This window comes from Streptomyces sp. NPDC015032 (assembly GCF_043080425.1).
GTDB lineage: Bacteria > Actinomycetota > Actinomycetes > Streptomycetales > Streptomycetaceae > Streptomyces.
Genome location: NZ_JBIBVN010000004.1, coordinates 355,815 through 378,505 on the forward strand (window position 1 = coordinate 355,815; position 22,691 = coordinate 378,505).

Annotated in this window: 21 protein-coding genes; 14 read left to right on the plus strand and 7 right to left on the minus strand. The window is 72.1% G+C overall.

Features of this window, described 5'->3' with window-relative positions:
- Positions 1–154: 154 nt before the first annotated feature.
- From ACF08M_RS10200 to ACF08M_RS10220, 5 genes are all read right to left on the minus strand, one after another.
- Positions 155–1,762 (minus strand): acyl-CoA carboxylase subunit beta, encoded by a 1,608-nt coding sequence (locus tag ACF08M_RS10200; RefSeq protein ID WP_392184757.1) that lies wholly within the window; start codon positions 1,760–1,762, stop codon positions 155–157.
- Positions 1,759–3,471, minus strand: a complete 1,713-nt coding sequence (locus tag ACF08M_RS10205; RefSeq protein ID WP_392184758.1) for an acyclic terpene utilization AtuA family protein — start codon at positions 3,469–3,471, stop codon at positions 1,759–1,761. Before ACF08M_RS10205 ends, ACF08M_RS10200 begins: the two co-directional genes overlap by 4 nt.
- Positions 3,468–4,262, minus strand: coding sequence for a TIGR03084 family metal-binding protein (locus ACF08M_RS10210; protein ID WP_392184759.1), 795 nt, complete (start codon positions 4,260–4,262; stop codon positions 3,468–3,470). Before ACF08M_RS10210 ends, ACF08M_RS10205 begins: the two co-directional genes overlap by 4 nt.
- A gap of 313 nt (positions 4,263–4,575) precedes the next feature.
- Positions 4,576–5,001, minus strand: coding sequence for a hypothetical protein (locus tag ACF08M_RS10215; protein WP_392184820.1), 426 nt, complete (start codon positions 4,999–5,001; stop codon positions 4,576–4,578).
- A 198-nt stretch (positions 5,002–5,199) separates the two neighbouring features.
- Positions 5,200–6,174: a DMT family transporter gene (locus ACF08M_RS10220; protein ID WP_392184760.1), complete on the minus strand. Its 975-nt coding sequence runs from the start codon at positions 6,172–6,174 to the stop codon at positions 5,200–5,202.
- A gap of 265 nt (positions 6,175–6,439) precedes the next feature.
- Between ACF08M_RS10220 and ACF08M_RS10225 the strand changes: the two genes are divergently transcribed.
- The 6 genes from ACF08M_RS10225 to ACF08M_RS10250 all read left to right on the plus strand — a co-directional run bounded on the left by ACF08M_RS10225 (position 6,440) and on the right by ACF08M_RS10250 (position 10,432).
- Entirely contained in the window at positions 6,440–7,369 is a 930-nt protein-coding gene (locus ACF08M_RS10225) for a LysR family transcriptional regulator (RefSeq protein WP_392184761.1), read from the plus strand.
- Between the two features lie 453 nt (positions 7,370–7,822).
- Positions 7,823–8,392 carry a hypothetical protein gene (locus tag ACF08M_RS10230; protein ID WP_392184762.1) on the plus strand — a complete coding sequence of 190 codons (570 nt, stop codon included), beginning with the start codon at positions 7,823–7,825 and terminating at the stop codon, positions 8,390–8,392.
- Positions 8,393–8,641: 249 nt separating this feature from the next.
- Positions 8,642–9,202, plus strand: a complete 561-nt coding sequence (locus ACF08M_RS10235; RefSeq protein ID WP_392184763.1) for a hypothetical protein — start codon at positions 8,642–8,644, stop codon at positions 9,200–9,202.
- Between the two features lie 46 nt (positions 9,203–9,248).
- Positions 9,249–9,548: an RNase A-like domain-containing protein gene (locus tag ACF08M_RS10240; protein ID WP_392184764.1), complete on the plus strand. Its 300-nt coding sequence runs from the start codon at positions 9,249–9,251 to the stop codon at positions 9,546–9,548.
- Positions 9,549–9,561: 13 nt separating this feature from the next.
- On the plus strand, positions 9,562–10,218 hold the full coding sequence (locus tag ACF08M_RS10245; protein ID WP_392184765.1) for a contact-dependent growth inhibition system immunity protein: 657 nt from the start codon (positions 9,562–9,564) through the stop codon (positions 10,216–10,218).
- A gap of 85 nt (positions 10,219–10,303) precedes the next feature.
- Positions 10,304–10,432 carry a hypothetical protein gene (locus ACF08M_RS10250; protein WP_392184766.1) on the plus strand — a complete coding sequence of 43 codons (129 nt, stop codon included), beginning with the start codon at positions 10,304–10,306 and terminating at the stop codon, positions 10,430–10,432.
- Between the two features lie 249 nt (positions 10,433–10,681).
- Here ACF08M_RS10250 and ACF08M_RS10255 read toward each other — a convergent pair whose 3' ends face one another.
- Together ACF08M_RS10255 and ACF08M_RS10260 are read right to left on the minus strand one after the other, a co-directional pair.
- On the minus strand, positions 10,682–11,641 hold the full coding sequence (locus ACF08M_RS10255; protein WP_392184767.1) for a MarR family transcriptional regulator: 960 nt from the start codon (positions 11,639–11,641) through the stop codon (positions 10,682–10,684).
- A gap of 441 nt (positions 11,642–12,082) precedes the next feature.
- Positions 12,083–14,983 carry an FAD-binding and (Fe-S)-binding domain-containing protein gene (locus ACF08M_RS10260; protein WP_392184768.1) on the minus strand — a complete coding sequence of 967 codons (2,901 nt, stop codon included), beginning with the start codon at positions 14,981–14,983 and terminating at the stop codon, positions 12,083–12,085.
- A 264-nt stretch (positions 14,984–15,247) separates the two neighbouring features.
- Here ACF08M_RS10260 and ACF08M_RS10265 point away from each other — a divergent pair, with 264 nt between their 5' ends.
- From ACF08M_RS10265 to ACF08M_RS10300, 8 genes are all read left to right on the plus strand, one after another.
- The gene (locus tag ACF08M_RS10265) at positions 15,248–16,786 is read left to right on the plus strand and encodes a sensor histidine kinase (protein ID WP_392184769.1); all 1,539 of its coding nucleotides are present in this window, start codon (positions 15,248–15,250) and stop codon (positions 16,784–16,786) included.
- Positions 16,783–17,229: a roadblock/LC7 domain-containing protein gene (locus ACF08M_RS10270; protein WP_392184770.1), complete on the plus strand. Its 447-nt coding sequence runs from the start codon at positions 16,783–16,785 to the stop codon at positions 17,227–17,229. The genes ACF08M_RS10265 and ACF08M_RS10270 overlap by 4 nt, the downstream gene beginning before the upstream one ends.
- Positions 17,226–17,588, plus strand: a complete 363-nt coding sequence (locus ACF08M_RS10275) for a DUF742 domain-containing protein (RefSeq protein ID WP_392184771.1) — start codon at positions 17,226–17,228, stop codon at positions 17,586–17,588. The genes ACF08M_RS10270 and ACF08M_RS10275 overlap by 4 nt, the downstream gene beginning before the upstream one ends.
- Positions 17,569–18,219, plus strand: a complete 651-nt coding sequence (locus tag ACF08M_RS10280; protein ID WP_392184772.1) for an ATP/GTP-binding protein — start codon at positions 17,569–17,571, stop codon at positions 18,217–18,219. Before ACF08M_RS10275 ends, ACF08M_RS10280 begins: the two co-directional genes overlap by 20 nt.
- Complete coding sequence (locus tag ACF08M_RS10285) at positions 18,216–19,508, plus strand: cytochrome P450 (protein WP_392184773.1); 1,293 nt, start codon at positions 18,216–18,218, stop codon at positions 19,506–19,508. The genes ACF08M_RS10280 and ACF08M_RS10285 overlap by 4 nt, the downstream gene beginning before the upstream one ends.
- Complete coding sequence (locus ACF08M_RS10290) at positions 19,505–20,713, plus strand: cytochrome P450 (RefSeq protein WP_392184774.1); 1,209 nt, start codon at positions 19,505–19,507, stop codon at positions 20,711–20,713. Before ACF08M_RS10285 ends, ACF08M_RS10290 begins: the two co-directional genes overlap by 4 nt.
- Before the next feature lie 96 nt (positions 20,714–20,809).
- The gene (gene serC, locus ACF08M_RS10295) at positions 20,810–21,928 is read left to right on the plus strand and encodes a phosphoserine transaminase (RefSeq protein ID WP_392184775.1); all 1,119 of its coding nucleotides are present in this window, start codon (positions 20,810–20,812) and stop codon (positions 21,926–21,928) included.
- 145 nt (positions 21,929–22,073) lie between these two features.
- A complete protein-coding gene (locus ACF08M_RS10300; protein WP_392184776.1) occupies positions 22,074–22,685 on the plus strand; it encodes a Uma2 family endonuclease in 612 nt (203 codons plus the stop codon).
- Positions 22,686–22,691 lie beyond the last annotated feature (6 nt).

The window sequence follows — 22,691 nt, forward strand, 5'->3', positions numbered from 1 at the left end:
ACTAGGGACTTTCGTCTGGATCAGGCCGGATCCCGCGAGCCCGGCGTGAACCGAACGAGAGGCCCTGGGGCACCGCGACCGTCAAGGGAGGAACCCCCGCGGCGAGCAGCCGCCTCCGCGAGAGCGGCGGCGGTCCGGCCGCAGCAGGCCTGCCTCACATCCGGAAGACTCCGAAGCCGCCACGGGTGCCTTCGACCGGGGCGGTGTGGATGGCGGACAGGCACATCCCGAGGACGGTCCTGGTGTCGCGCGGGTCGATGACCCCGTCGTCGTACAGCCGCCCGGACAGGAACATGGGCAGCGACTCGGACTCGATCTGCTGCTCCACCATCGCGCGCAGCCCGGCGTCCGCCTCGTCGTCGTAGGGCCGGCTCTTCGCGGCGGCGGAGGCGCGGGCGACGATGGACAGCACCCCGGCGAGCTGCTGCGGCCCCATCACGGCGGACTTGCTGCTGGGCCAGGCGAAGAGAAAGCGCGGGTCGTACGCCCGCCCGCACATGCCGTAGTGCCCGGCCCCGTACGAGGCGCCCATCAGCACGGACAGGTGCGGGACCCGGGAGTTCGACACCGCGTTGATCATCATCGCGCCGTGCTTGATGATGCCGCCCTGTTCGTACTCCTTGCCGACCATGTAGCCGGTGGTGTTGTGCAGGAAGAGCAGCGGAATGTCGCGCTGGTTGGCGAGCTGGATGAACTGCGCGGCCTTCTGCGACTCCTCGCTGAACAGCACGCCCTGTGCGTTGGCGACGATCCCGACGGGGTAGCCGTGCAGGGCGGCCCACCCGGTCACCAGGCTGGTCCCGTAGAGCGGTTTGAACGCGTCGAAGTCGGAGCCGTCGACGAGCCGGGCGATCACCTCGCGCGGGTCGAAGGGCACCTTCAGATCGCCGGGCACGATGCCGATCAGCTCGTCCTCGTCGTACTTCGGCGGTTCGGCGGGGCCCGGATCGGCGTGCGCCTTGCGCCAGTTGAGCCGGGCGACGATCCGGCGGGCCTGGCGCAGCGCGTCCTGCTCATCGACGGCGAAGTGGTCGGCGAGCCCGGAGGTGCGGGCGTGCATCTCGGCGCCGCCGAGCGATTCGTCGTCGCTCTCCTCGCCGGTCGCCATCTTCACCAGGGGCGGTCCGCCGAGGAAGACCTTGGACCGCTCCTTGATCATGACGGTGTGGTCGGACATGCCGGGGACGTACGCCCCGCCGGCGGTCGAGTTCCCGAAGACGACGGCCACGGTCGGGATGCCGGCCGCCGACAGCCGGGTGAGGTCGCGGAACAGGGCCCCGCCCGGGATGAAGATCTCCTTCTGCGAGGGGAGATCGGCGCCGCCGGATTCGACGAGGCTGATGCAGGGCAGCCGGTTGGCGAAGGCGATCTCGTTCGCCCGCAGGGCCTTCTTCAGGGTCCAGGGGTTGGAGGCGCCGCCGCGTACGGTCGGGTCGTTGGCGGTGATCAGGCACTCCACACCCGCCACCACCCCGATCCCGGTCACGAGCGAGGCGCCGACCGGGTACGCGGGGGCCTCGCTCCCCCAGGCGGCGAGCGGTGACAGCTCCAGGAACGGGGTGTCCTGGTCGATCAGCAGCTCGATCCGCTCGCGGGCCAGGAGTTTGCCGCGCGAGCGGTGCCGCTCGACGTACTTCTCCCCGCCGCCCGCCTGCGCCTTGGTGTGTTCGACGGCCAGCTCGTCGAGTTTCGTGAGCATGGCCGCGCGGTTCGCGGCGTATTCGGGGCTCTCGGTGTCGAGTGCGGTGGTCAGGACGGTCATGCGTTCGCCTCCGGTGCGTGGACGGCTTCCAGCAGCGCTACGGGGATGGGCAGGTGCCGGGAGCGCAGCCACTCCCCCACCGCCTTGGCCTGCGGATCGAACCGGTGCCGGGCGGCGACGCCCTCGCCGAGCAGCCCGTGGACCACGAAGTTCAGGGCGCGGAGGTTCGGCAGGACATGGCGTACGACGGTGAGACCGGCACACTCCGGCAGCAGCTCCCCGAACCGCTCGACGGTCAGTTCGTGGGCCAGCCACCGCCAGGCGTCGTCGCCGACGGCCCACACCCCCACGTTGGCGTCGCCGCCCTTGTCCCCGCTGCGGGCGCCCGCGACCCGGCCGAGCGGGGCGGTCCGGGTGGGGCCGGCGGGCAACGGCGCGGGCAGCGGGGGCTGTTCGACTTCCTGGAGGGGGCGGGTACGTGCGGGAGGTTCCTGCCGCACCCGCCGCCCGTCCGGGAGCACGGCCACGTGCGGGACCTCTCCGGCCGGTACGTACGTCGCCTCGAACACTCCGTACGGGGCGCCCTTTCCGGGCGGGGCGGTGACATGGAAGCCCGGGTAGCTGCCGAGCGCGAGCTCGACGGCGGCGCCGGAGACCGCGCGCCCGACGGCCTTTGGGTCCTGGTCGCGGACGACGAGCCGCAGCAGGGCGCTCGCGGTCTCCTCGGTGCCGGCATCGGCCCGGTCGGTGCGGGCCAGCTCCCAGCTCACCTGGCCGGGCCGGCTGCCGGACCGGATGAGGGCGTCCTCGAACTGGTCCTGCACCAGCGCCGCCTTGGCCTCGATGTCGAGCCCGGTGAGTACGAAGACGACCTCGTTGCGCCAGCCGCCGAGCCGGTTCAGCCCGACCTTGAGGGTGGCCGGCGGGGCCTCGCCGCGCACACCGGACATCCGTACCCGGTCGGGGCCTTCCTGGACCAGCCGTACGGTGTCGAGCCGGGCGGTGACGTCCGGTCCGGCGTACCGGGCGCCGCCGGTCTCGTACAGCAACTGGGCGGTGACGGTGCCGACATCGACGACGCCGCCCGTGCCGTCGTGCTTGGTGATGACGGACGAGCCGTCGGCGTGGATCTCGGCGACGGGGAAACCGGGCCGCCGCAGGTCGTGCCCCCGGAAGAACGCGTAGTTCCCGCCGGTGGCCTGGGTTCCGCACTCCAGTACGTGGCCGGCGACGACGGCCCCGGCGAGCGCGTCGTGGTCGCCGGGCCCCCAGCCGAAGCGGGCGGCGGCCGGCCCGGTGACGAGGGCGGCGTCGGTGACCCGCCCGGTGACGACGACATCGGCGCCCCCGGTGAGGCAGGCGGCGATACCGGCGCCGCCGAGGTAGGCGTTGGCGGTGAGGTACCCCTCGGGCACGGGGAGGCCGTCGCCCTCCACATGGGCGACGCGCACCGGCACACCCACCTTCCGGGCCAGCTCCCGTACGGCGTCGGCGAGTCCGGCCGGGTTGAGCCCGCCGGCATTGGTGACGATCTTCACCCCGCGCTCGTGGGCGAGCCCGAGGCCCTCTTCGAGCTGGCGCAGGAAGGTGGTGGCGTACCCGCGCGCGGGGTCCTCGATCCGGCTCCGGCCGAGGATGAGCATGGTCAGTTCGGCCAGGTAGTCCCCGGTGAGGACATCGAGGGGGCCGCCGGTGAGCATCTCGCGCACGGCGTCGAAGCGGTCGCCGTAGAACCCGGAGGCGTTGCCGATCCGCAGCGGCCCGGTCACCCGGCGTCCCCGCGGGGTGCGCGGCCCGGTCCGGCGGGCCCGGCGAAGGCCTGCGCGATGTCGAGCCACCGGTCGGCGTCGGGCCCGGTGGCCCGGACGGCGAGGTCGTCGCGGTGGGCGCGCTGGGTGACCAGCAGGCAGAAGTCGAGCAGCGGCCCGGTGACGCGCTGCGGCGCGTCCTGCGCCCCGAACGCGATCAACTCGCCGTCGGGTGCCTTCAGTTCGACCCGGAACTCCTCCTCGGGCGCCGCGATCCCCCGCACCAGGTAGGCGTAGTCCCTGGCCCGCACCCCGATCCGCGCGACGTGCCGCAGCCGGGCAGTGGGGGCCCTGGTGACGCCGAGGGCGTCGGCGATGTCCTGGCCGTGCGCCCAGGTCTCCATGATCCGGGCGGTGGCCATCGAGGCGACGCTCATCGGCGGCCCGTACCAGGGGATACGGACACCGGCCGGAGCGGACCGCAGCACCGCGTCGAGGCGCCCCCGCCCGTCCCGCCACCGCGCCAGGAGCGCCGCCGGATCCAACGCGGCCAGCTCCCCGGCGCCCCGGTCGACGAAGGATTCGGGTGCCTCCATGGCCCTGGCCACCTCCGCGGCGAAGGCGTCGGCATCGGTGGCGGCCAGCAGCGCGACCTCGTCGGTCCAGGTGAGATGGGCGATCTGATGCGCGATGCTCCAGCCGGGGGCAGGGGTCGGCGCGGCCCATTGCGCGGCGCTCAACTCCCCTACGAGTAGGTCGAGTTCCTGACTCTCTTCGCGCAGATCGTCGATCACAGCGGCAACATCGGGCACGGTGCGCTCCCCTCGGGGAAAGGCGGTGTGCCCAGGAGCATGGCAGCGGGCCCATAAACAAGCAAGCATGCTTGCATTATTTTCTGTCCCGCCACCGGGGCGTTGGCAGGCTGTGCGCCCCCACCGCGTCCGGCGGCAGCGTGCCGATGGCCTCGCACGGGCCCTGGCGCGGGCACGGACCCTGGCACGGGCACGGGCATGGGCCCTGGCGCGGGCACGAGCCCTGGCACGGGCACGGGCACGCCCGAGCGGAACACGTCACCTCTTTGCCGGCCTGTCCGGCATCCCCCGAGAACGCCCACCCGGCAGGACGTCACTGCACATCGGTGCGGCCCAGCCAGCTCGGCCGGACCGGCACCCCGTCCGCGTATCGCTCCACCGGCGGTGCCGAGGGCGGCGGCGGTGACGGCGGAGGCGGCGGCACCGTGGCCCCCGGCTCCGGCGCCGCCGGCTCCGGTTCGGCCGCGGGCGGGGGCGGGGGCGGCGCGGCGCTGTCGTCCAGCAGCTCCGCCACCGTGAACCGGGTGCTGAAGGACTGCCAGGCGCCGTCGATCACCAGAAGGAAGCCGTCGCCCTCGCGGAAGAGACGACGGCGCTTCGGGCTCCGGGGGTGCTCCGGCACATGGTTCCGGGCCCGCCGCTCCAGCTCCACCAGGGCGTCCTCACGTGTGCCCTCCAGGTGCGCCAGCACGTATGCCTCCGCGTGCTTGCGCTCCCCCACCCCCACGGTCGTCTCCATGACCAGTCCCCAGTTCGCCACGCGCCCCGCCCCTTCCCGTTCGGATCAGGAGCGCAAGCCTAGGAGGCGCGGCGGGCCGGTGGAGCGGCCGCGCGCAGCCGAGGGTGTGCGGCTCCGTTCCGGGCGGTGGACACGGGTCGGCGCGTCGGGTGTCCGGGGCAGCTGGTCGCGGAGTGCGGGCGGGACGCGGGCGGGCCCTCAGGCGTGGTCGCGGCGCTTCCCGACCCGTACCTGACTGCGCACCGCACCCATGCTCGCCCCGATGACCAGGGCGATGGCCAGGGCGTCCGTCGTGGAGAGGGCCTGGTCGAGGACGAGGAAGCCGGCGGTGGCCGCGATCGCCGGCTCCAGGCTCATCAGGATCGCGAAGGTGGGCGCGGGCAGACGGCGCAGCGCCATGAGTTCGAGGGTGTACGGGAGGACCGAGCTCAGCAGTGCCACCACCGCACCCAGCCCCAGCGTGGACGGGACCAGCAGTTTCGAGCCCGACTCCAGGACGCCGAGGGGCAACGAGAGCAGCGCGGCGACCACCAGCGCCAGGGCCAGGCCGTCCGCCTGGGGAAAGCGGCGGCCGGTGCGGGCGCTGAAGACGATGTACGTCGCCCACATGGCGCCCGCGCCCAGGGCATACGCGGCGCCCACCGGATCGAGACGGTCGAAGCCTCCCCCGCCCAGCAGCACGACCCCGCCCAGCGCGAGGCCCGCCCACACCAGGTTGATCAGGCGGCGGGAGGCGATCACCGAGAGGGCCAGCGGACCCAGCACCTCCAGGGTGACGGCCGCGCCCAGCGGGATCCGGTCGACGGCCTGGTAGAAGAGCGTGTTCATGCCGCCCATGGCCACCCCGAACGCGAGGACCGTGCCCCAGTCGGCGCGCGTGTAGCCGCGCAGCTTCGGGCGGCAGACGGCCATCAGGACGAGCGCGGCGACAGCCAGGCGCAGGGTGACCACCCCGAGCGCGCCGGCCCTCGGCATCAGCAGGACCGCGACCGCGGAGCCGAACTGGACGGAGAGCCCGCCCGCGACAACCAGCGCGACCGGGACGAATGCCGCCCCGCGGCCCCGGGGGCGTGCGGCGCCCGCCGCGTCCAGGGCGGGCACCGCCTCCGGTACGGCGACGGCCGCGGCCTGCTCCGCGACCGCCGTCCCTGCTGCGCTGTGCTGGTCGTTCACCTGCGGTGTTCCTCCCGGACCCGGACCCGGATCCCGATGACTGATGACTGATGGCTGACGGCTGACGGCTGATGCCGGACAACCGGCCGACAGTCGGCCGACGCCCGACAACCGGCAGATGCCTGACAACCGATACCGGCAGTGCATTTCAATGCACCACCCGATCGAAGATACTGCACCCTCGTGGTGCGTTCCCTCCCCTTACGGTAGGTATCTCCGCGTGGCATGTGAAATGCCTGCTGGGCTCCCGTTATGCTCCCGGCGCATGAGCCTGGAACCCAGCGACGACGGCCGCACCGGAAGCCCGTCGGGCCGCGGCTCCGGCCGCGGCATCGAGATCCGCCATCTGCGCGCCTTCCTCGCCGTCGCCGACGAGGGCAACGTCACCCGCGCCGCCGCCCGGCTCCGCCTCACCCAGCCCGCGGTCTCCCGTACGCTCGCCGCCCTGGAACAGCACCTCGGCATCCGGCTCGTCGACCGGTCGACCCACCATCTCGTCCTCACCCCCGAAGGCATCGCTTTCCGGGACAAGGCCGCCGCCGCGGTCGCCGCGTTCGACGAGGCGCTCGACTCCGGCGGGCCGCACCACTGGCCGCTGCGGCTCGGGCACGCCTGGTCCGCGTTCGGCCCGTACACCACGCCACTGCTCCGCCGCTGGCAGGAGCGGTACCCGCAGACCCCGCTCGAACTGCTGCGGATCGACGACCGTACCGCCGGGCTGACCCGCGGCGAGGTCGATGCCGCGCTGCTGCGGGGGCCCGTCGAGGCGCCGGGGCTCGTCACCGAGGTGCTGTTCGACGAGGACCGGGTGGCGGCGGTGGCCGCGGACGGGCCGCTCGCCGCCCGCGCCACGCTCCGTCTCGCCGATCTCGCGGGCGGCACCGTCGTCCTCAACACCGTGTCCGGCACCACCACCGTGGATCTGTGGCCGCCGGACGCGAGGCCCGCCGCGACGCTCACCGTCGCCAACACCGACGACTGGCTGGCCGCCATCGCGGCCGGGCGCGGCACCGGAGTCTCCGCCGCGTCCACCGCCGGCATGTACCCGCACTCCGGGGTCGCCTACCGCCCGCTCGTCGACGCCCCGACCGTCCCCGTCCTGCTCGCCCGGCGCGACGCCCCCGGCCATCCCGCGCTGCCGAAGCTCGCCGCACTGGCGCGCGAGGTCGTGGGGCAGGACACCACCGACGGCTGAGGAACTCCCGCACGGGGCCGGACGGGCGGGGGCGCCCCCGCCCGTCTCAGCTCACTCCTCGACCACCGAAAAGGCGGGGGCGGTTTCGGCGGGCAGCTCCAGTTTCACGCCGGTCGGCCGGCCGTCGGACCTGATCTCCAGGGGCGGTCCCAGCGGTAAGAAGAGCACATCCCATCCTCCATCGGCGTCCTCCGGCACCGCGTGCCCGTGGGGTCCCACCGGTCGGTTCCGCCCGGCGGCCCCACCGCCGTCGCTGTGCCCCAGGCGCGTCATGGTTCCCGTCGCCTCCGTCGCCGTCCGATGCCGTGCCCGGCAAGCCTGTAGACGTCACAGGTGCCTGTCAGCGCGACGTCCGGGGCCGCCCCTCCAACGGTCCTGAAGTACGAATCCAGGCTCGATCCGCCCTACATTCTCTACACGTCCATGCCCGCGCCGTGACCGACCGGAAGCCGAATGAACCCCATCGACAACACTGCCTGGGACGCCGCGCTGGAGCGGCTCCTGGACGACGTGTACACCTTCGCGATGACTGGGCCCCGACGGCACGACGACTGGGGACGGGATGTCCTGGACGTCCTGGACCGGTCGGTCACCGACCCCCGGGGCTGGCGGACGCTGGAGTGGCAGATCGACAAAGAGGGGCGGGAGAACATCCGTCCTTCCTATCCGTTCCTGCCGCTCACGGCCGAGCAGGTGCGCGCGTGGACGTATCCCGTCACGGCCTCTGCCGCCGCTGAGCTACTCGCCTCTCTGCCCCAGGAGTGGTTTTTCGAGGCCCGCCCCGTCCGGACACGCGCCGACCGGGACGATGTGCTGGCCGACGCCCGGTCGGTGCTCAGCCGGTTCGGTGCCGACGCCGACTTCCGTACCTCCTCCGACCTGGCCCGGACCTCCGCGTCGCCGGACTTCCTCGCCGGTGAACTCGCCGGCGGCCGCGCGTTCACCGACCACCTGATGGACCTCGGACTAATCGCCGTGAGCGCGGACGAGGTCGGGGTCTTCTGGTCGTTCAACGCGAACTGAGATCACGCACAGGGACCAGGAACAACCGTTCCCGGCGCCTTGGAGGAAAGTAACCATTGCTGACGCGATCCGCGACGCACCCCGACCGGGAGACCGCCCAACACGGCGGACGGCAACACGCTGGACAAGCATGTCGGCAAGACGGACGAACAGTTGGCGCATCCGGTACGACAGCAGCCGCAACCTACCGTTCACGGTCATGACGTCGATGCCCTACAAGCCTCAGCCGCCGAGAAAGGCCAGCACCACATGCCCGTCGACCAGAAGTCCTGGGAAGCCGCGGTACGCCACCTGTTCGAGGACGCGTACCCGTACGACGCCACAGGCCCGCGCCGCCACGAGAACTGGGTCCTCGACGTCCTCGCGCTGATGGCTCGGGTCCCGGACCCGCGGGGCTGGGCCGGTCTCGACGACGCAGCTCAGAACCCGGAGCGCGAGGCCTCCCCTACGTACCCCTTCGTCGTCCACCCCTCGGAGTACGTCGCGCAGCGCCTCGAGGAGATCGACCGGGACAGCGCCGAGAACCTGCTCCTGGCCATCACAGACGACAGGTGCACCCTGTCCAACCTGAGGCGCTTCACGGAGAGCAAGGAGGAGCTGCGGGCAATGGCGCGCACGATCCTCGCGCGTTACGGGGCCGGGGCCAGCTATCACACCAACGTCGACAGGCGCGGCCCCGTGCCCGGCACGCTCGACTTCACGACGTCGCACTGGGGGTACAGCCCACTGAGCGTCTACACGGAAGACTGCGGCCTGATCGTCGTCTCGGACACCGAGGTCGGCATGTTCTGGAACTTCTCCGACCTCTGAGCCGCACGCATACGGCGCCCGACCAGGCGATTTGAGAGGATTCCCCGTGCTCACCCGCTCCGCTTCCTATCCCGACCGGGAGACCGCCCAGTGGGCCACCCAGCAGGTGGTGACCGCCAACGAGCAGGCCATCCACCGCTGGCTCGCCCAGAACACCCGGGCCCGCCTCACCATCGAGGCCGCCTGGCCCTCCCGCGAAAAGCCCGTGGGCAGGGTCCAGCTCGCGGGCGACCTGCTGGCCGGGCGCGGGCCCGTCGATGTCCGCGCGGCACGCGTGGTGCTGCGCCGCGAGCCGTCGAGCCCCCACGGCTTCGTCGTCCACACGACCGTCCCGTTCTACCTGTAGAGGCCGCGCGCACATGTCCATGAAGCCCCTCGAACACGACCGCCGGTACGGCGAGCTGGACCAGGTGATGCGCGCGTACCTGGGGCAGCCGGCCGACGACACCCCGGAGCGGCGCAGTCGCGCACTGGACGCGTACCTCCGTCACACGTGGCATACCCGCCCCTCGGCCATCGCGGAGGCGGAGCGCCAGCTGCGCGAGTACAGCCGCAACCCTCCGGGCCACATCCGGCAAGAGCTCGGCGAGTTCTACTCGATCCCGGACACCGGAAAGCCGCAGCCGGACATCGGCGACTGGCTGATGGTGCTGGCCGACCACCTGAAAAAGAGCATCGAGGAGGGCGATATCCCGGAACCGTCGTCCCCGCAGACTCACTGGGAGTGGCACGCACGCTTCCCGGAAACCGCGCAACTGCTCGGCGGCTGGTTCTCCCAGGACATCGTCGACGAGTTCCCCGACCACGACGCCGCCGTCACCGACTACGCCACCACCACCCACCCCCAACTGGTCGCCCGCCTCGTGGGCGAACTCCACGAGTTGCTCGCCCTTCCCCTGGACGAAGGGGACTACGCCCTGGTGGCCGCCGAACTCGGCATGGAGGTCGGCCCGCCCGAACCGTTCTCCCACGGCGCCTGGTTCCAGTCGCTGGCGACGAAACTGTCCAGCATCTGATCCGGCCCCGGGCCGCCGAGTTCGCCTCACCATCAAGACCGCCTGGCCCTCCCGCGCGGGGTCGAACCGAGCCGCCTGTGTCGAGGTGGCGAAGGGGACGCAGGCGGTCCACGTCCGGGGCTCCAAGGACCAACTGAGCCCTGAACTCGCCCTCTCCCCCACCGCCTCCCCCACCGCGTGGGACGACTTCGTCTCCTACGCCGTCCAGGGCTGACCCTCACGCCCCCGCGCCGGACCCGTCCGGCGCGGGGGCGCTGCCGTTCACCGGGCAGGCGGCGTCCACGATGAGCTGGGGCAGGGCGCCGGGCTCCCCCTGCCGGTCAGGCGGATAGACCCCTTGATGTGAAAGTGACAGCTGTCGGCATGCTCGACACGTTCGGCCGCTTCGTACGGTCGCGCTGCCCGTGGCATGCCCGGCCCTCACTGCGCGACCCGGCCGGTCGGGCCGGTCAGGTCAGGCCGGTCAGGCCGGGTCGGTTTGGCGGCAGGGCCCGCACAGGCCGTCGCGGAACGCTTCGGGCCTTCCCGGGACGCGGCACTCGGTGCACTCGACCATCAGGCGGCGTACGGGAGTTCCCTGCGCAGCAGTGGCCGCGGCGGGCAGGCGGGGCGGGAGCTTGTCGCGGAGGCGGCGGCGGACGAAACCGAAGGGCGAGTCGACGGACGCGGGGAGCCCGGCGATGAGGGCGCGCGTCAGGTGGTCGGCGTCCGCACCACGCGCGAGCCACTCGGCAGCCGCCTGCTCCAGTGCCGCGCAGTCCGCGGCCGAGAGGGCCAGGCGGGAGTCGGTACGGCCGAGACGGGCCAGGACGAGGAAAGCGGGAGAGGGCCGGTCCGCGGTCGCCTTGAGCCCCGGCTGCGGCTGCGGCTCGGGCTGCGGCATCGGCTCTGGGGTGCGCTGCTGCGGCACTGTCGTGACGGGCGGGTGCGCCGGTACGGATGCGGATGGTTCGGACGCAGCGAGGCTGGCAGGAACCCACGGGGGCAGTGGCGCGGCTGCCTCCTGCGGCGCGGAGCCGCACTCCTCGGCGGTGAGGAAGGCGTCCCACCACTCGTTGTCACGGGCGGTCCGGGACCAGAAGGTGCGGGTGACCCAGCGGACCTGGCCATCCTCGCCGCTCAGGCACCGGACATGCCGCAGATGACCCGCCACCCCCAGAGCCCGCAAAGCGCTGCCGACGGCCATCTGCCCGTACAGCGGCTGGCTCCGGGCCAGCGACTTGATGTCCATCGCCGCACCCTCGGGCAGCGCGTCGACGTAACCGGCGATGTGCCGCTCGCGTTCGGGGAGCAGCGCGAAGTCGCCCTCGCGGGCCGGGCGTTGGTCCGGCACGGATCGCTTGCCGTAACCGGGATTGGCCTTCGGGTGGGAACGCGAGGATGCGGACGCACGCGGGGCAGGGCTAAGGTTTGAGACAGCCACGGGATCGCCTTTTGTTCGTTTCGATCTTGGGGTCAGGCCCCGGCCGGTGCTGAGAACACCGCGTCGGGGTCGTTACGTTCGGCACCGTAGACAGCCGCAGCTTCGCGCCGCAACTCGGTCACGATTAGTCATACTTGCTGGCCGTGACGGGTTGGGGAGGGTGGGGAGGTTTTCCCAACCCCCCTTCATTTACCTACCGGTTGTACGACATCGCTCGAATCCCGACGTCCGGATCCCGGCCCCCGAAGCCCGGAACTCAAGACCCGGCCCCAAGCCTCTCCCCGTACCCCCGAAAGAGTGAACAAGCCCTCCCCGGAGCTCGAAGCCCGGAGCTCGGAGCTCGAAGCCCGGGGCTCGGAGCTCGAAGCCCGGGGCTCGGAGCTCGAAAACCGGCTCCCGGAACCCGGGCTCCCGAAGCTCGGGCTCCGGCCGCCCCGCGCCTCAGCCGCGGGACGTACCCGGTTCCGGCGGCAGCCCCTCCGCCAGCACCTCCGCCAGATGCCGGGCCCGCACACCGCCCAGTTGCGCCAGCTGGGTCCGGCAGGAGAAGCCGTCCGCCAGGAACTCCGTGCCGGGCTCCGCGGCCCGTACCGAGGGCAGCAGGGTCTCCTCCGCGCAGGCCGCCGACACCTCCCAGTGGCCCCGCTCGAAGCCGAAGTTCCCGGCCAGTCCGCAGCAGCCGCCGCTCAGCTCGCCGGCCAGTCCGGCGCGTTCCCGCAGTCGGCGCTCCGCCGCGTCACCCAGGACCGCGTGCTGGTGGCAGTGGGTCTGGCCGGCGGCCGGGCGGTTCAGGCGGGGTGGCTGCCAGTCGGGGGCGTACTCCTCCAGGTACTGGGCCAGCGTCCGTACCGACGCCGCCAGTTCGGCGGCCCGTGGGTCGTCGGGGAGGAGTTCGGGCAGGTCCGTGCGGAGGGTCGCGGCGCAGCTCGGTTCGAGGACGACCAGCGGGTCGCCCAGGAGGAAGCCCATCCGGTCCAGGGTGCGGCGCATGACCTTGCGGGCCTTGTCCAGCTGGCCCGTGGATACGTAGGTGAGTCCGCAGCACAGTCCGCGGCCGGGCAGCAGTGTTCTCCGGCCCGCCGCCTCCAGGACCCGGACCGCCGCCCGCCCCACCTCGGGCGAGAGGTGGTTGGTGAAGGTGTCGGGCCAGAGGGTGACCACCTGGTCGTTGGAGACGATCGCGGTCCCCCTGCCCCGGTGCCGCCCGAACCACCGGGTGAACGTCTGCCGCGCCAGTACCGGGATCGTGCGCTGCGGGGCGATCCCGGCCAGCCGCTTGGCCAGGGCCGCCGCGGGGCCGATCCGGGCCAGGGCGTTCAGGACGGGTGCGAACGGGGCGGCCGCGCGCAGCCAGGTCGGCAGCCGTCCCATCGCGTAGTGGGCGGCCGGGCGCAGCCGCCCCCGGTAGTGGTGGTGCAGGAACTCCGCCTTGTACGTGGCCATGTCGACGCCCGCCGGGCAGTCGCTGCGGCAGCCCTTGCAGGACAGGCAGAGGTCGAGCGCGTCGCGCACCTCCGTCGACCGCCAGCCGTCCGTGATCACCTCACCCGCGAGCATCTCGTGCAGCAGCCGGGCCCGGCCGCGGGTGGAGTGGGCCTCCTCGCCGGTCGCCCGGAAGGACGGGCACATCACGCCCGGTCCCGCCGGTTCCGCCGTACGGCATGCGGCGACGCCGACGCATCTGCGCACCGCCGAGGAGAAGTCCCCGCCGTCGTGCGGGTAGCCGAACGTAACCTCCACCGGGCGCTTCGGCAGCACCTCGAAGCGGAGGTTCTCGTCGAGCCGGGCGGGGCGGGCGAGGATGCCGGGATTCATGCCGCCGTCCGGGTCCCAGATGTCCTTGAACCGGGAGAAGAGGGCGACCAGTTCGTCCCCGTACATACGCGGGAGCAGTTCGGCACGGGCCTGGCCGTCGCCGTGTTCCCCGCTCAGTGAGCCGCCGTGCGCGACGACCAGGTCCGCCAGCTCCCCGGAGAAGCGGCGGAAGCGGGCCACCCCTTCGGCGTTCAGCAGGTCGAAGTCGATCCGTACGTGGATGCAGCCGTCGCCGAAGTGCCCGTACGGGGTGCCGCGCAGACCGTGGGCGGCGAGCAGGGCCCGGAAGTCGCGGAGGTACGGGCCGAGACGGGCGGGCGGTACGGCGCAGTCCTCCCAGCCGGGCCAGGCCTCCGTGCCGTCCGGCATCCGGGTGGCGGTGCCCGCCGCGTTCTCGCGGATGCGCCACAGGGTCCGCTGCCCGGCCGGATCGGTGACGACCGCGCCGTCCAGCGCGTCCGCCTCCCGGAGGACCCGCTCGGCGTGGGCCCGCGCCTCGGCCGGGGTGGCGCCACCCGTCTCGACGAAGAGCCAGGCCGCGCCGCGCGGCAGCCCGGCCGGTTCCCGCACGAGGTCGGCGGCCATGCCCTCCACGGTCAGGGGGTGGTATGGGAGCAGGCCGGGGGCGGCTTCGGCGGCGGCGGACTCGTCCGCGTATCCGAGTACGGCGAGCGCGCGGGCCGCCGGTGCCTCGACCAGCCGTACGGTCGCCTCCGTCACCACACCGAGGGTGCCCTCGCTGCCGCAGAAGGCACGGACGAGGTCGGCTCCGCGTTCGGGCAGGAGGGCGTCCAGGGCGTATCCGGAGATGCGGCGCGGGAGCTCGGGAAATCCGGTCCGGAGGAGGGCCAGGTTCGCGCCGATGAGCTCGGGGAGGCCGGGGAGTGCGGCGAGTGCGGTGGGGAGTGCGGGAAGTTCTGTGGGGAGTGCGGGAAGTTCTGTGGGGGGTGCGGACTTCCGGCCCCGGACCGTCCGGCCCGCCCGGAGCGTGTCGCCGCCGTAGCGGGCCACGGTCAGGCCGTGCACGTTGTCGGCGGTGGTGCCCCACGCGACCGAGTGCGCGCCGCAGGAGTTGTTCCCGATCATGCCGCCCAGCGTGCAGCGGCTGTGCGTGGAGGGGTCCGGGCCGAAGGTGAGACCGTGCGGGGCGGCGGCGGCGCGCAGGTCGTCCAGGATCACGCCCGGCTGGACGACCGCGGTGCGCGACCCGGCATCCAGCTCGACGATCCTCCGCAGGTGGCGTGTGAGGTCGAGGACCACGCCGGTGCCGGTGGCCTGCCCGGCGATCGAGGTGCCTCCGCCGCGCGGGACCACGGGCACCTCGTGCCGACGGCAGACGGCGAGCGCGGCGGCCACGTCGTCGGCGTCGCGCGGGGTGACGACGCCGAGCGGTACGCGGCGATAGTTGGAGGCGTCCATCGTCGTCAACGCCCGTGCGGTGGAGTCGAATTCGACCTCTCCGCAGACCGCCGCGCGCAGGGCCTGTGCGAGTGCGTCGCGTTCCGTCGGTCTCTGATGTGCGGCCATGGGCCCAGGATGCCGTTTGATCCGGTCACTCGACGGCCCCGCGTCCCCGCGAGTCCCTCGAATACGTCAATACGCCGGAATACGTCGGACGCGTAGTCACATACGTGACAGAGAACGCCACAAGTTTTTCCCAAATCGCGCGTCAATTCTCATATAGTGACCACGACTTGGCTGGGAATCATCAGCTCCAGTTGCCGCGTTCACCCCCTCTGCACCGAACTGTCCCGATTCGCCCGTTCGTTCCGTCCGCCCCAAGGACTCCACTTGAGCCCCTCATCCCGGCCGACCGCACTGGCCCTGCTGATCTCACTGGCCATCACCGGTTCCCTGTGCCTGTGGGCGGTCGCCGCCGCCCCCGACTCGGCGCGGGCCATGGTGACCTGGGGGGCGGTCGCCGCCGCCGTGCTGCTGTCCGCCGCCGTGGCCACCGCCGTCCATGCCCGCGCCACCGCGAACCGGTTGCGCGCCCGTCTCACGGCGGAGACCCAGCGGTTCACCGGCGAGATCAGCCGGCTCGTGTCCTCCTCCGCGGCCGAGGGACAGCGGTTCACCGCCGAAACGGCCCGGATCAAGGCCACCGCCGAGGCCGAGACCGCGCGGATCTCCTCGCAGGCCGCCGCCGACGTCGCCCGGTTCACCGGCGAGGCCGAGCGGCTCACCGCCCGCGCGGCCCGCAGCGACACCGAGCGTTCCGCCGCGGTCGCCGCCTGCGCCAACGCCGCCGGCCGGATGCAGGCCCTGGCCACCAGCATGCTCGCCGACCTGCGCGAGATGGAGCACCGGCACGCCGCCGAGGACGTGCTCGGCGACCTGCTCCACCTGGACCACCGCACCGCCCAGGCGGGCCGGCTCGCCGACTCCATCGCCGTGCTGACCGGCGCCCGCTCCGGGCGGCGGTGGGCGAAGCCGATCGTGATGGAGTCGATCCTGCGCGGAGCGATGGGCCGGATCAGCGGCTACCAGCGAGTACGCCTCCACTCGACCACCGACGTCGCGGTCGCCGGCCACGCCGCCGAGGGCGTCATGCACGCACTCGCCGAACTCCTCGACAACGCCGCGAACTTCTCGCCGCCCACGGCAGAGGTCCATGTGTACGTCGAGGAGGTACCGGCCGGCATCGTCCTCACCGTCGAGGACAGCGGCCTGGTCATGAGCAATGTGCAGCTGCGCCGCGCCGAACGTGCGGTGTCGGCCGCCAACCAGGACCTGACGGGGCTCTCCGGCACCCGGCTCGGCCTCGCCGTCGTCGGCCGGCTGGCCCGTAAGCACGGTCTGACCGTGTCGTTCCGGCCATCCGCGCGCGGCGGCACGGGCGCCCTGATGATGCTTCCGCAGGAGCTCCTCACCCGGACCTCGACCCCGGCACCGGCCTCGGCCCCGGTGTCCGAGCCGAAGGCCGCCGAGCCCGTGCCCGCGCCCGCGCCGATGCCCGAGCCGGAGCCCACACACGGAACGGCCTCCGCAGCTCCCGCAGCCACCCCGGCCACCCCGGCCGCCGCAGCTCCCGCGGCCGACGTCCGGCATCCGCAGAACCCGGCACCGGCGGCCCCCTCGGACTCCTTCTCGGACTCCTTCTCCGAGACCACCCGCAACCTCCCCCGGTTCGGCGAGAGCGGGCTCCCCAAGCGCCCCCGCGGCCGCACCCTCGCCGCCGCCGAGGCCCGGGCCGGCGCCGGCTCCGGCGACGCCGAGACCTCCCGGCCCCGTACCGCCGACCCCAAGGAACAGGCAGCCCGCTTCAGCAGCTTCCGCCAGGCTGTCCGGCCCAATCCCCCGCACCCGGAAGAAGGCAACACCCGATGACCGCGACCACCGACGAGAAGCTCAACTGGCTGCTGGAGGGGCTCCTGGAGCGCACCCCCGGCACCCGCCATGCCCTCGTTCTGTCCAGGGACGGCCTCAAGCTGTGCCGTACCCCCGAGCTCTCCGTCGACCAGGCCGACCAACTGGCCGCGATATCGGCCGGGATCCAGAGCCTTTCGCAGGGCGCGTCCGTCGAGTTCGGTGACGGCACCGGCGGCGTACGGTCCGCGATGGCCGAGTTCTACGGCGGCGTGCTCTTCATCGTCGAGGCGGGCGCGGGCGCCCATCTCGCGGTCGTCGCCTCCGACGACGCCGACGTCGGCCTCATCGGCCACAACATGAGCGAACTCGTCGAGCAGCTCGGCGAGCATCTGAGTGCTCCGCCCCGCTCCCCCTCCGCCGCCGGGGCCGCCGCGGCCGTCGACAGGACAGCGAACGTATGACCCGCCCCCGTCCCGGCCGGGACGACGACCCGGACCGGCTGTACACCCTCACCGGTGGCCGCAGCCGGTCCGATTCGGACGCGTTCGACCTGGTGACGCTGGTGGTCTCCGAGTGCGAACCGGCCCCCGGCATGCAGTCGGAGCACGTCACGATCCTGCGGATGTGCCAACTGCCCACCGCGGTCGTGGAGATCGCGGCGGGCCTCGGCCTGCCCGTCAGCATCGTCCGGATCATGCTGTCCGATCTGCTGGACACCGGCCGGATCAGCGCTCGCCACCCCCGTACCGCCCGTGTCGCGGACCGGCTCCCCGACCCCGAGATCCTGGAACAGGTGCTCGTTGGACTCCGCAACCTCTGACCGTGCCGCCCTGCAGGCGACGGCCGACAACGGACTGAAGATCGTCGTCGTCGGCGGCTTCGGGGCCGGCAAGACCACCATGGTCCGTTCCGTCAGCGAGATCCGTCCGCTGAACACGGAAGAGACCATGACCCGCGCGGGCGAGGCCGTCGACCACCTCGACGGCGTGCACGCGAAGACGTCCACGACCGTCGCCTTCGACTTCGGCCGGATCTCGCTCGACGAACGCTCGGTGCTGTATCTCTTCGGTGCCCCCGGCCAGGAACGGTTCTGGTTCCTGTGGGACCGGCTGTTCTCCGGCACGCTCGGCGCCGTCGTCCTCGTCGACACCCGCCGGCTCGCCGACTCCTGGTACGCGATCGACCGCCTGGAGCACCACGGCACACCGTTCATCGTGGCGTGCAACGACTTCGGCGGCCCGCTCCACACCGAACAGCAGATACGGGAGGCGCTCGACCTCTCGGCCGACGTGCCCCTGGTGGAGTGCGACGCCCGGGACCGTTCGTCCAGCAAGTACGTACTGATCACGCTGGTCGAGTACCTGCACGCCCTCTCCCGGGGTGGCGCCGCCGCCCCGTCCGCCGCCCGTCCGGAGATCACGCCGGAGAAGACCCCGGAGCCCACCTCGTGACCCAGCCCCCGGCACCGCCCGCCGGCTGCCCCGTGTCCCAGGGCCGCGTGCCGCTCTCCGGCCCCCGGTTCCAGACCGAACCGACCCAGCTGTACCGGGAGATGCGCCGCGACCACGGGGCCGTGGCGCCCGTCGTCCTCGACGGCGACATACCCGCCTGGCTCGTGCTCGGCTACCGCGAGCTGCACCAGCTCACCGCCGACCCGGTGCTGTTCAGCCGCGACTCCGACCTGTGGAACCAGTGGGACCGCATCCCCGACGACTGGCCGCTGCTGCCGATGATCGGCCGCAAGCAGCCGTCGATCCTCTACACGGTCGGCCCCCGGCACACCGAGCGCGCCGCGATGATCAGCAACGCGCTGGAGTCCGTCGACCCGTTCGCGCTGAAGCAGTACGCGGAGGAGTTCGCCGACGGACTTGTCGACCGGTTCTGCTCCACGGGCGCGACCGAGATCATCACCGAGTACGCGATGCTGCTCCCCGCCCTCGTCCTGGCGAAGATGTACGGCTTCAGCAACACCATCGGCGCCGCGCTCGTCGGCTCCCTCAACGACATGATCGACGGCCGGGAACGGGCGCTGGCCGGGCAGCAGCACCTCGCCACCTCCATGTTCCAGCTGCTGGCCGACAAGCACGCCGAGCCCGGCGACGACGTCGCCTCGCGGATGATCGCCGACCGCGGCGGCTTCACCGACGAGGAGGTCGCGCAGGACCTGATGGTCATGATGGCCGCGGGCCACCAGCCGACCGCCGACTGGATCGGCAACTCGCTGCGGCTGATGCTCACCGACGACCGGTTCGCCGCCTCCCTCTCGGGCGGCCGGCACAGCGTCGCCGAGGCCATGAACGAGGTGCTCTGGGAGGACCCCCCGTCGCAGAACATCGCGGGCCGCTGGGCCTCGCGCGACACCCATCTCGGCGGGCGCCACATCCAGGCGGGCGACCTGCTGCTGCTGGGCATCGCCGCCGCCAACGCGGACCCGCAGGTCCGCACCGACGGCTCCGCGCTGACCGGCGGCAACAACGCGTTCCTCTCCTTCGGCCACGGCGAGCACCGCTGCCCGTTCCCGGCCCAGGAGACCGCCGAGGTCATCGCCCGCACCGGCATCGAGGTGCTCCTGGACCGGCTCCCGGACATCGACCTCGCCGTCCCCGCCGACCGGCTCACCCGGCGTCCGTCCCCGTGGCTGCGGGGTCTGACGGACCTGCCGGTGGTCTTCACGCCCACCCCCGCCCTCGGAACCGTCACCGCACCCGAAAGCAGACCTGTTACTGGAGGCCAGAGATGACCCGGATCGCCCTCGACCCCTTCGTCACCGACCTCGACGGCGAGAGCGCCCGGCTGCGGGCGGCGGGCCCGCTCGCCGAGGTGGAGCTGCCGGGCGGGGTGCACTGCTACGCGGTCACCCACCACGCGGAGGCGCGGCAGCTGCTCACCGACAGCCGGCTCGTGAAGGACATCGACGTCTGGGGCGCCTGGCAGCGCGGCGAGATCCCGATGGACTGGCCGCTGATCGGCCTCGCCAACCCGGGCCGCTCCATGCTCACGGTCGACGGCGAGGACCACCGCCGGCTGCGCACCCTGGTGGCGCAGGCACTGACCGTGAAGCGGGTGGGGCGGCTGCGGGCCGGCATCGAGGCACTGACCACGGCGCGCCTGGACCGGCTGGCCGCGCTGCCCAGGGGCGAGAAGGTCGACCTGAAGGCGGAGTTCGCGTACCCGCTGCCGATGAACGTGATCAGCGAACTGATGGGCGTGGACAGTGCGGAACACCCGCGGCTGAAGGAGCTCTTCGAAAAGTTCTTCTCGACGCAGACGCCGCCGGAGGAGGTCCCGCAGATGATGGCGGATCTCGGCACGCTCTTCACGAAGATCGTCGACACCAAGCGGGAGAACCCGGGCGACGACCTCACCAGCGCCCTGATCGCGGCCTCCGAGGACGACGACCACCTCACCGACGAGGAGATCGTCAACACCCTGCAGCTGATCATCGCGGCCGGTCACGAGACCACGATCAGCCTGATCGTCAACGCCGTCGCCGCGCTCCAGACCCACCCCGAACAGCGTGAGCAGGTGCTGAACGGCGAGGTGCCGTGGGAGAACGTGATCGAGGAGACGCTGCGCTGGAACACCCCCACGTCCCATGTCCTGATCCGGTTCGCCACGGAGGACATCGAGGTGGGCGACAAGGTCCTGCCGAAGGGCGAGGCGCTGATCGTCTCCTTCGGCGCGCTCGGCCGCGACGAGGCGCAGCACGGGCCGACGGCCGGGGACTTCGACGTCACCCGCTCCCCCAACCGCCACATCGCGTTCGGCCACGGCCCGCACGTCTGCCCGGGTGCGGCACTCTCCCGGCTGGAGGCGGGGGTGGCCCTGCCCGCGCTGTACGAGCGGTTCCCCGATCTGGAGCTCGCCGTCCCCGCGTCCGAACTGCGGAACAAGCCGATCGTCACCCAGAACGACCTGTACGACCTGCCGGTGGAACTGGGCTGAGCTGCGTCCCCGGCATGCCGTCCACGCACCGGAGCGGGTGTCTCATCCGACGGACACGGTCCTTCGCCGTGTCCGTGAGGTACTACGCTCCGGTCCGTGGCCGATATCCAGATTCCCGCTGACATCAAGCCCGCCGACGGACGCTTCGGCGCCGGTCCTTCCAAGGTGCGGACGGAGGCGCTCGACGCGCTGGCCGCCACCGGTACGTCTCTTCTCGGTACGTCCCATCGCCAGGCCCCGGTCAAGAACCTGGTCGGCGCGGTGCGTCAGGGCGTACGCGACCTCTTCTCCCTCCCCGAGGGATACGAGGTGATCCTGGGCAACGGCGGTTCCACCGCCTTCTGGGACATCGCGACGCACGGACTCATCGAGACGAAGTCCCAGCACCTCACCTTCGGCGAGTTCTCGTCGAAGTTCGCGAAGGCCGCCAAGCTCGCCCCGTGGCTGGCCGACCCGACCGTGATCGCCTCCGACCCGGGCACCCACCCGGACCCGCGCGCCGAGGCGGGCGTCGACGTGTACGCCTTCACGCACAACGAGACCTCGACCGGTGTCGCCGCGCCCGTCAAGCGCGTCGCGGGCGCCGACGAGGGCTCCCTGGTCCTGGTGGACGCCACCTCCGGCGCGGGCGGCCTGCCGGTCGACATCACCGAGTCGGACGTCTACTACTTCGCCCCGCAGAAGTCCTTCGCCTCCGACGGCGGCCTGTGGATCGCCGCCTTCTCCCCGGCGGCCCTGGAGCGCGCCGCGCGCATCCACGCCTCCGGCCGCCACATCCCGGAGTTCTTCAGCCTGCCCACGGCGATCGACAACTCCCTGAAGAACCAGACGTACAACACCCCGGCCCTGGCCACGCTGTTCCTCCTGAACGAGCAGCTGAACTGGCTGAACACCCAGGGCGGCCTGGACTTCTCGGTCCGCCGCACGGCCACCTCGGCGCGGAACCTGTACGGCTGGGCGGAGGAGTCCAAGTACGCGACTCCGTTCGTCACCGACCCGGCGAAGCGCTCGCAGGTCATCGGCACGATCGACTTCGCGGACGAGATCGACGCCTCGGCCGTCGCCAAGGCGCTGCGCGCCAACGGCATCGTCGACACCGAGCCGTACCGCAAGCTGGGCCGCAACCAGCTGCGCGTGGCGATGTTCCCGGCGATCGACCCGGCGGACATCCAGGCGCTGACGGCCTGCATCGACTACGTGATCGAGAAGCTGTAACACGTATCCGTACGAGAGGGACCCCGCGCCGTCGCGCGGGGTCCCTCGTCGGTCACTCGACCGGGTGGCGGAACGGCTTTCGGGCGTGGGCGACCGGTTCGTTCTACGATGATGATCTCGACATCACCCCTTCAGGAGGCCCGCAATGTCTGCAGCAGCAGTCGAGCCCCCCTGTGACGGCGAGCCGGAATCGCTGCTCGAGGCGGCCAACAGTCTCAGTGAACAGCTCACGGGTTACCGCGTCGAGATCATCGGAGGCGTCATCACCGTGACCCCACCCCCGGACGGCCCGCATGCAGATGCACTGACCACCATCATGGTTCCCTTCCTGGCCGCAGGCCTTCACGGCGAGGAGAGCAGAGTCCTTCAAGGAATCGGCCTGTGGCTCCCCGGCGGCCCCGAGGACTACGCCATCCCCGACCTGGCGATCGTCGACGCCGATCTCGACGAGCATCCGGCCGGGAACAACTGCTACGACCCCGCCGTCTTCCGCCTCGTCCTGGAGGTCACCTCCAGCAACTACAACAACGATCTGCGCAACAAGGTCGCCGCCTATGCCGAGGCCAAGATCCCGGTGTACGTGATCATCGACCGCAAGCACGGCCGGATGCACGTCCTGACGGAGCCCGTCAGCGGTGGGTACGACAGCCACCAGGTGTACGCCCCCGGGCAGACAGTCACGCTGCCCGATTCGATCGGCGCCCCGGTGACCCTCGATGTCGCCGAACTCATCCAGGCCGGCCGCCCCCGCGCCTGATCACCC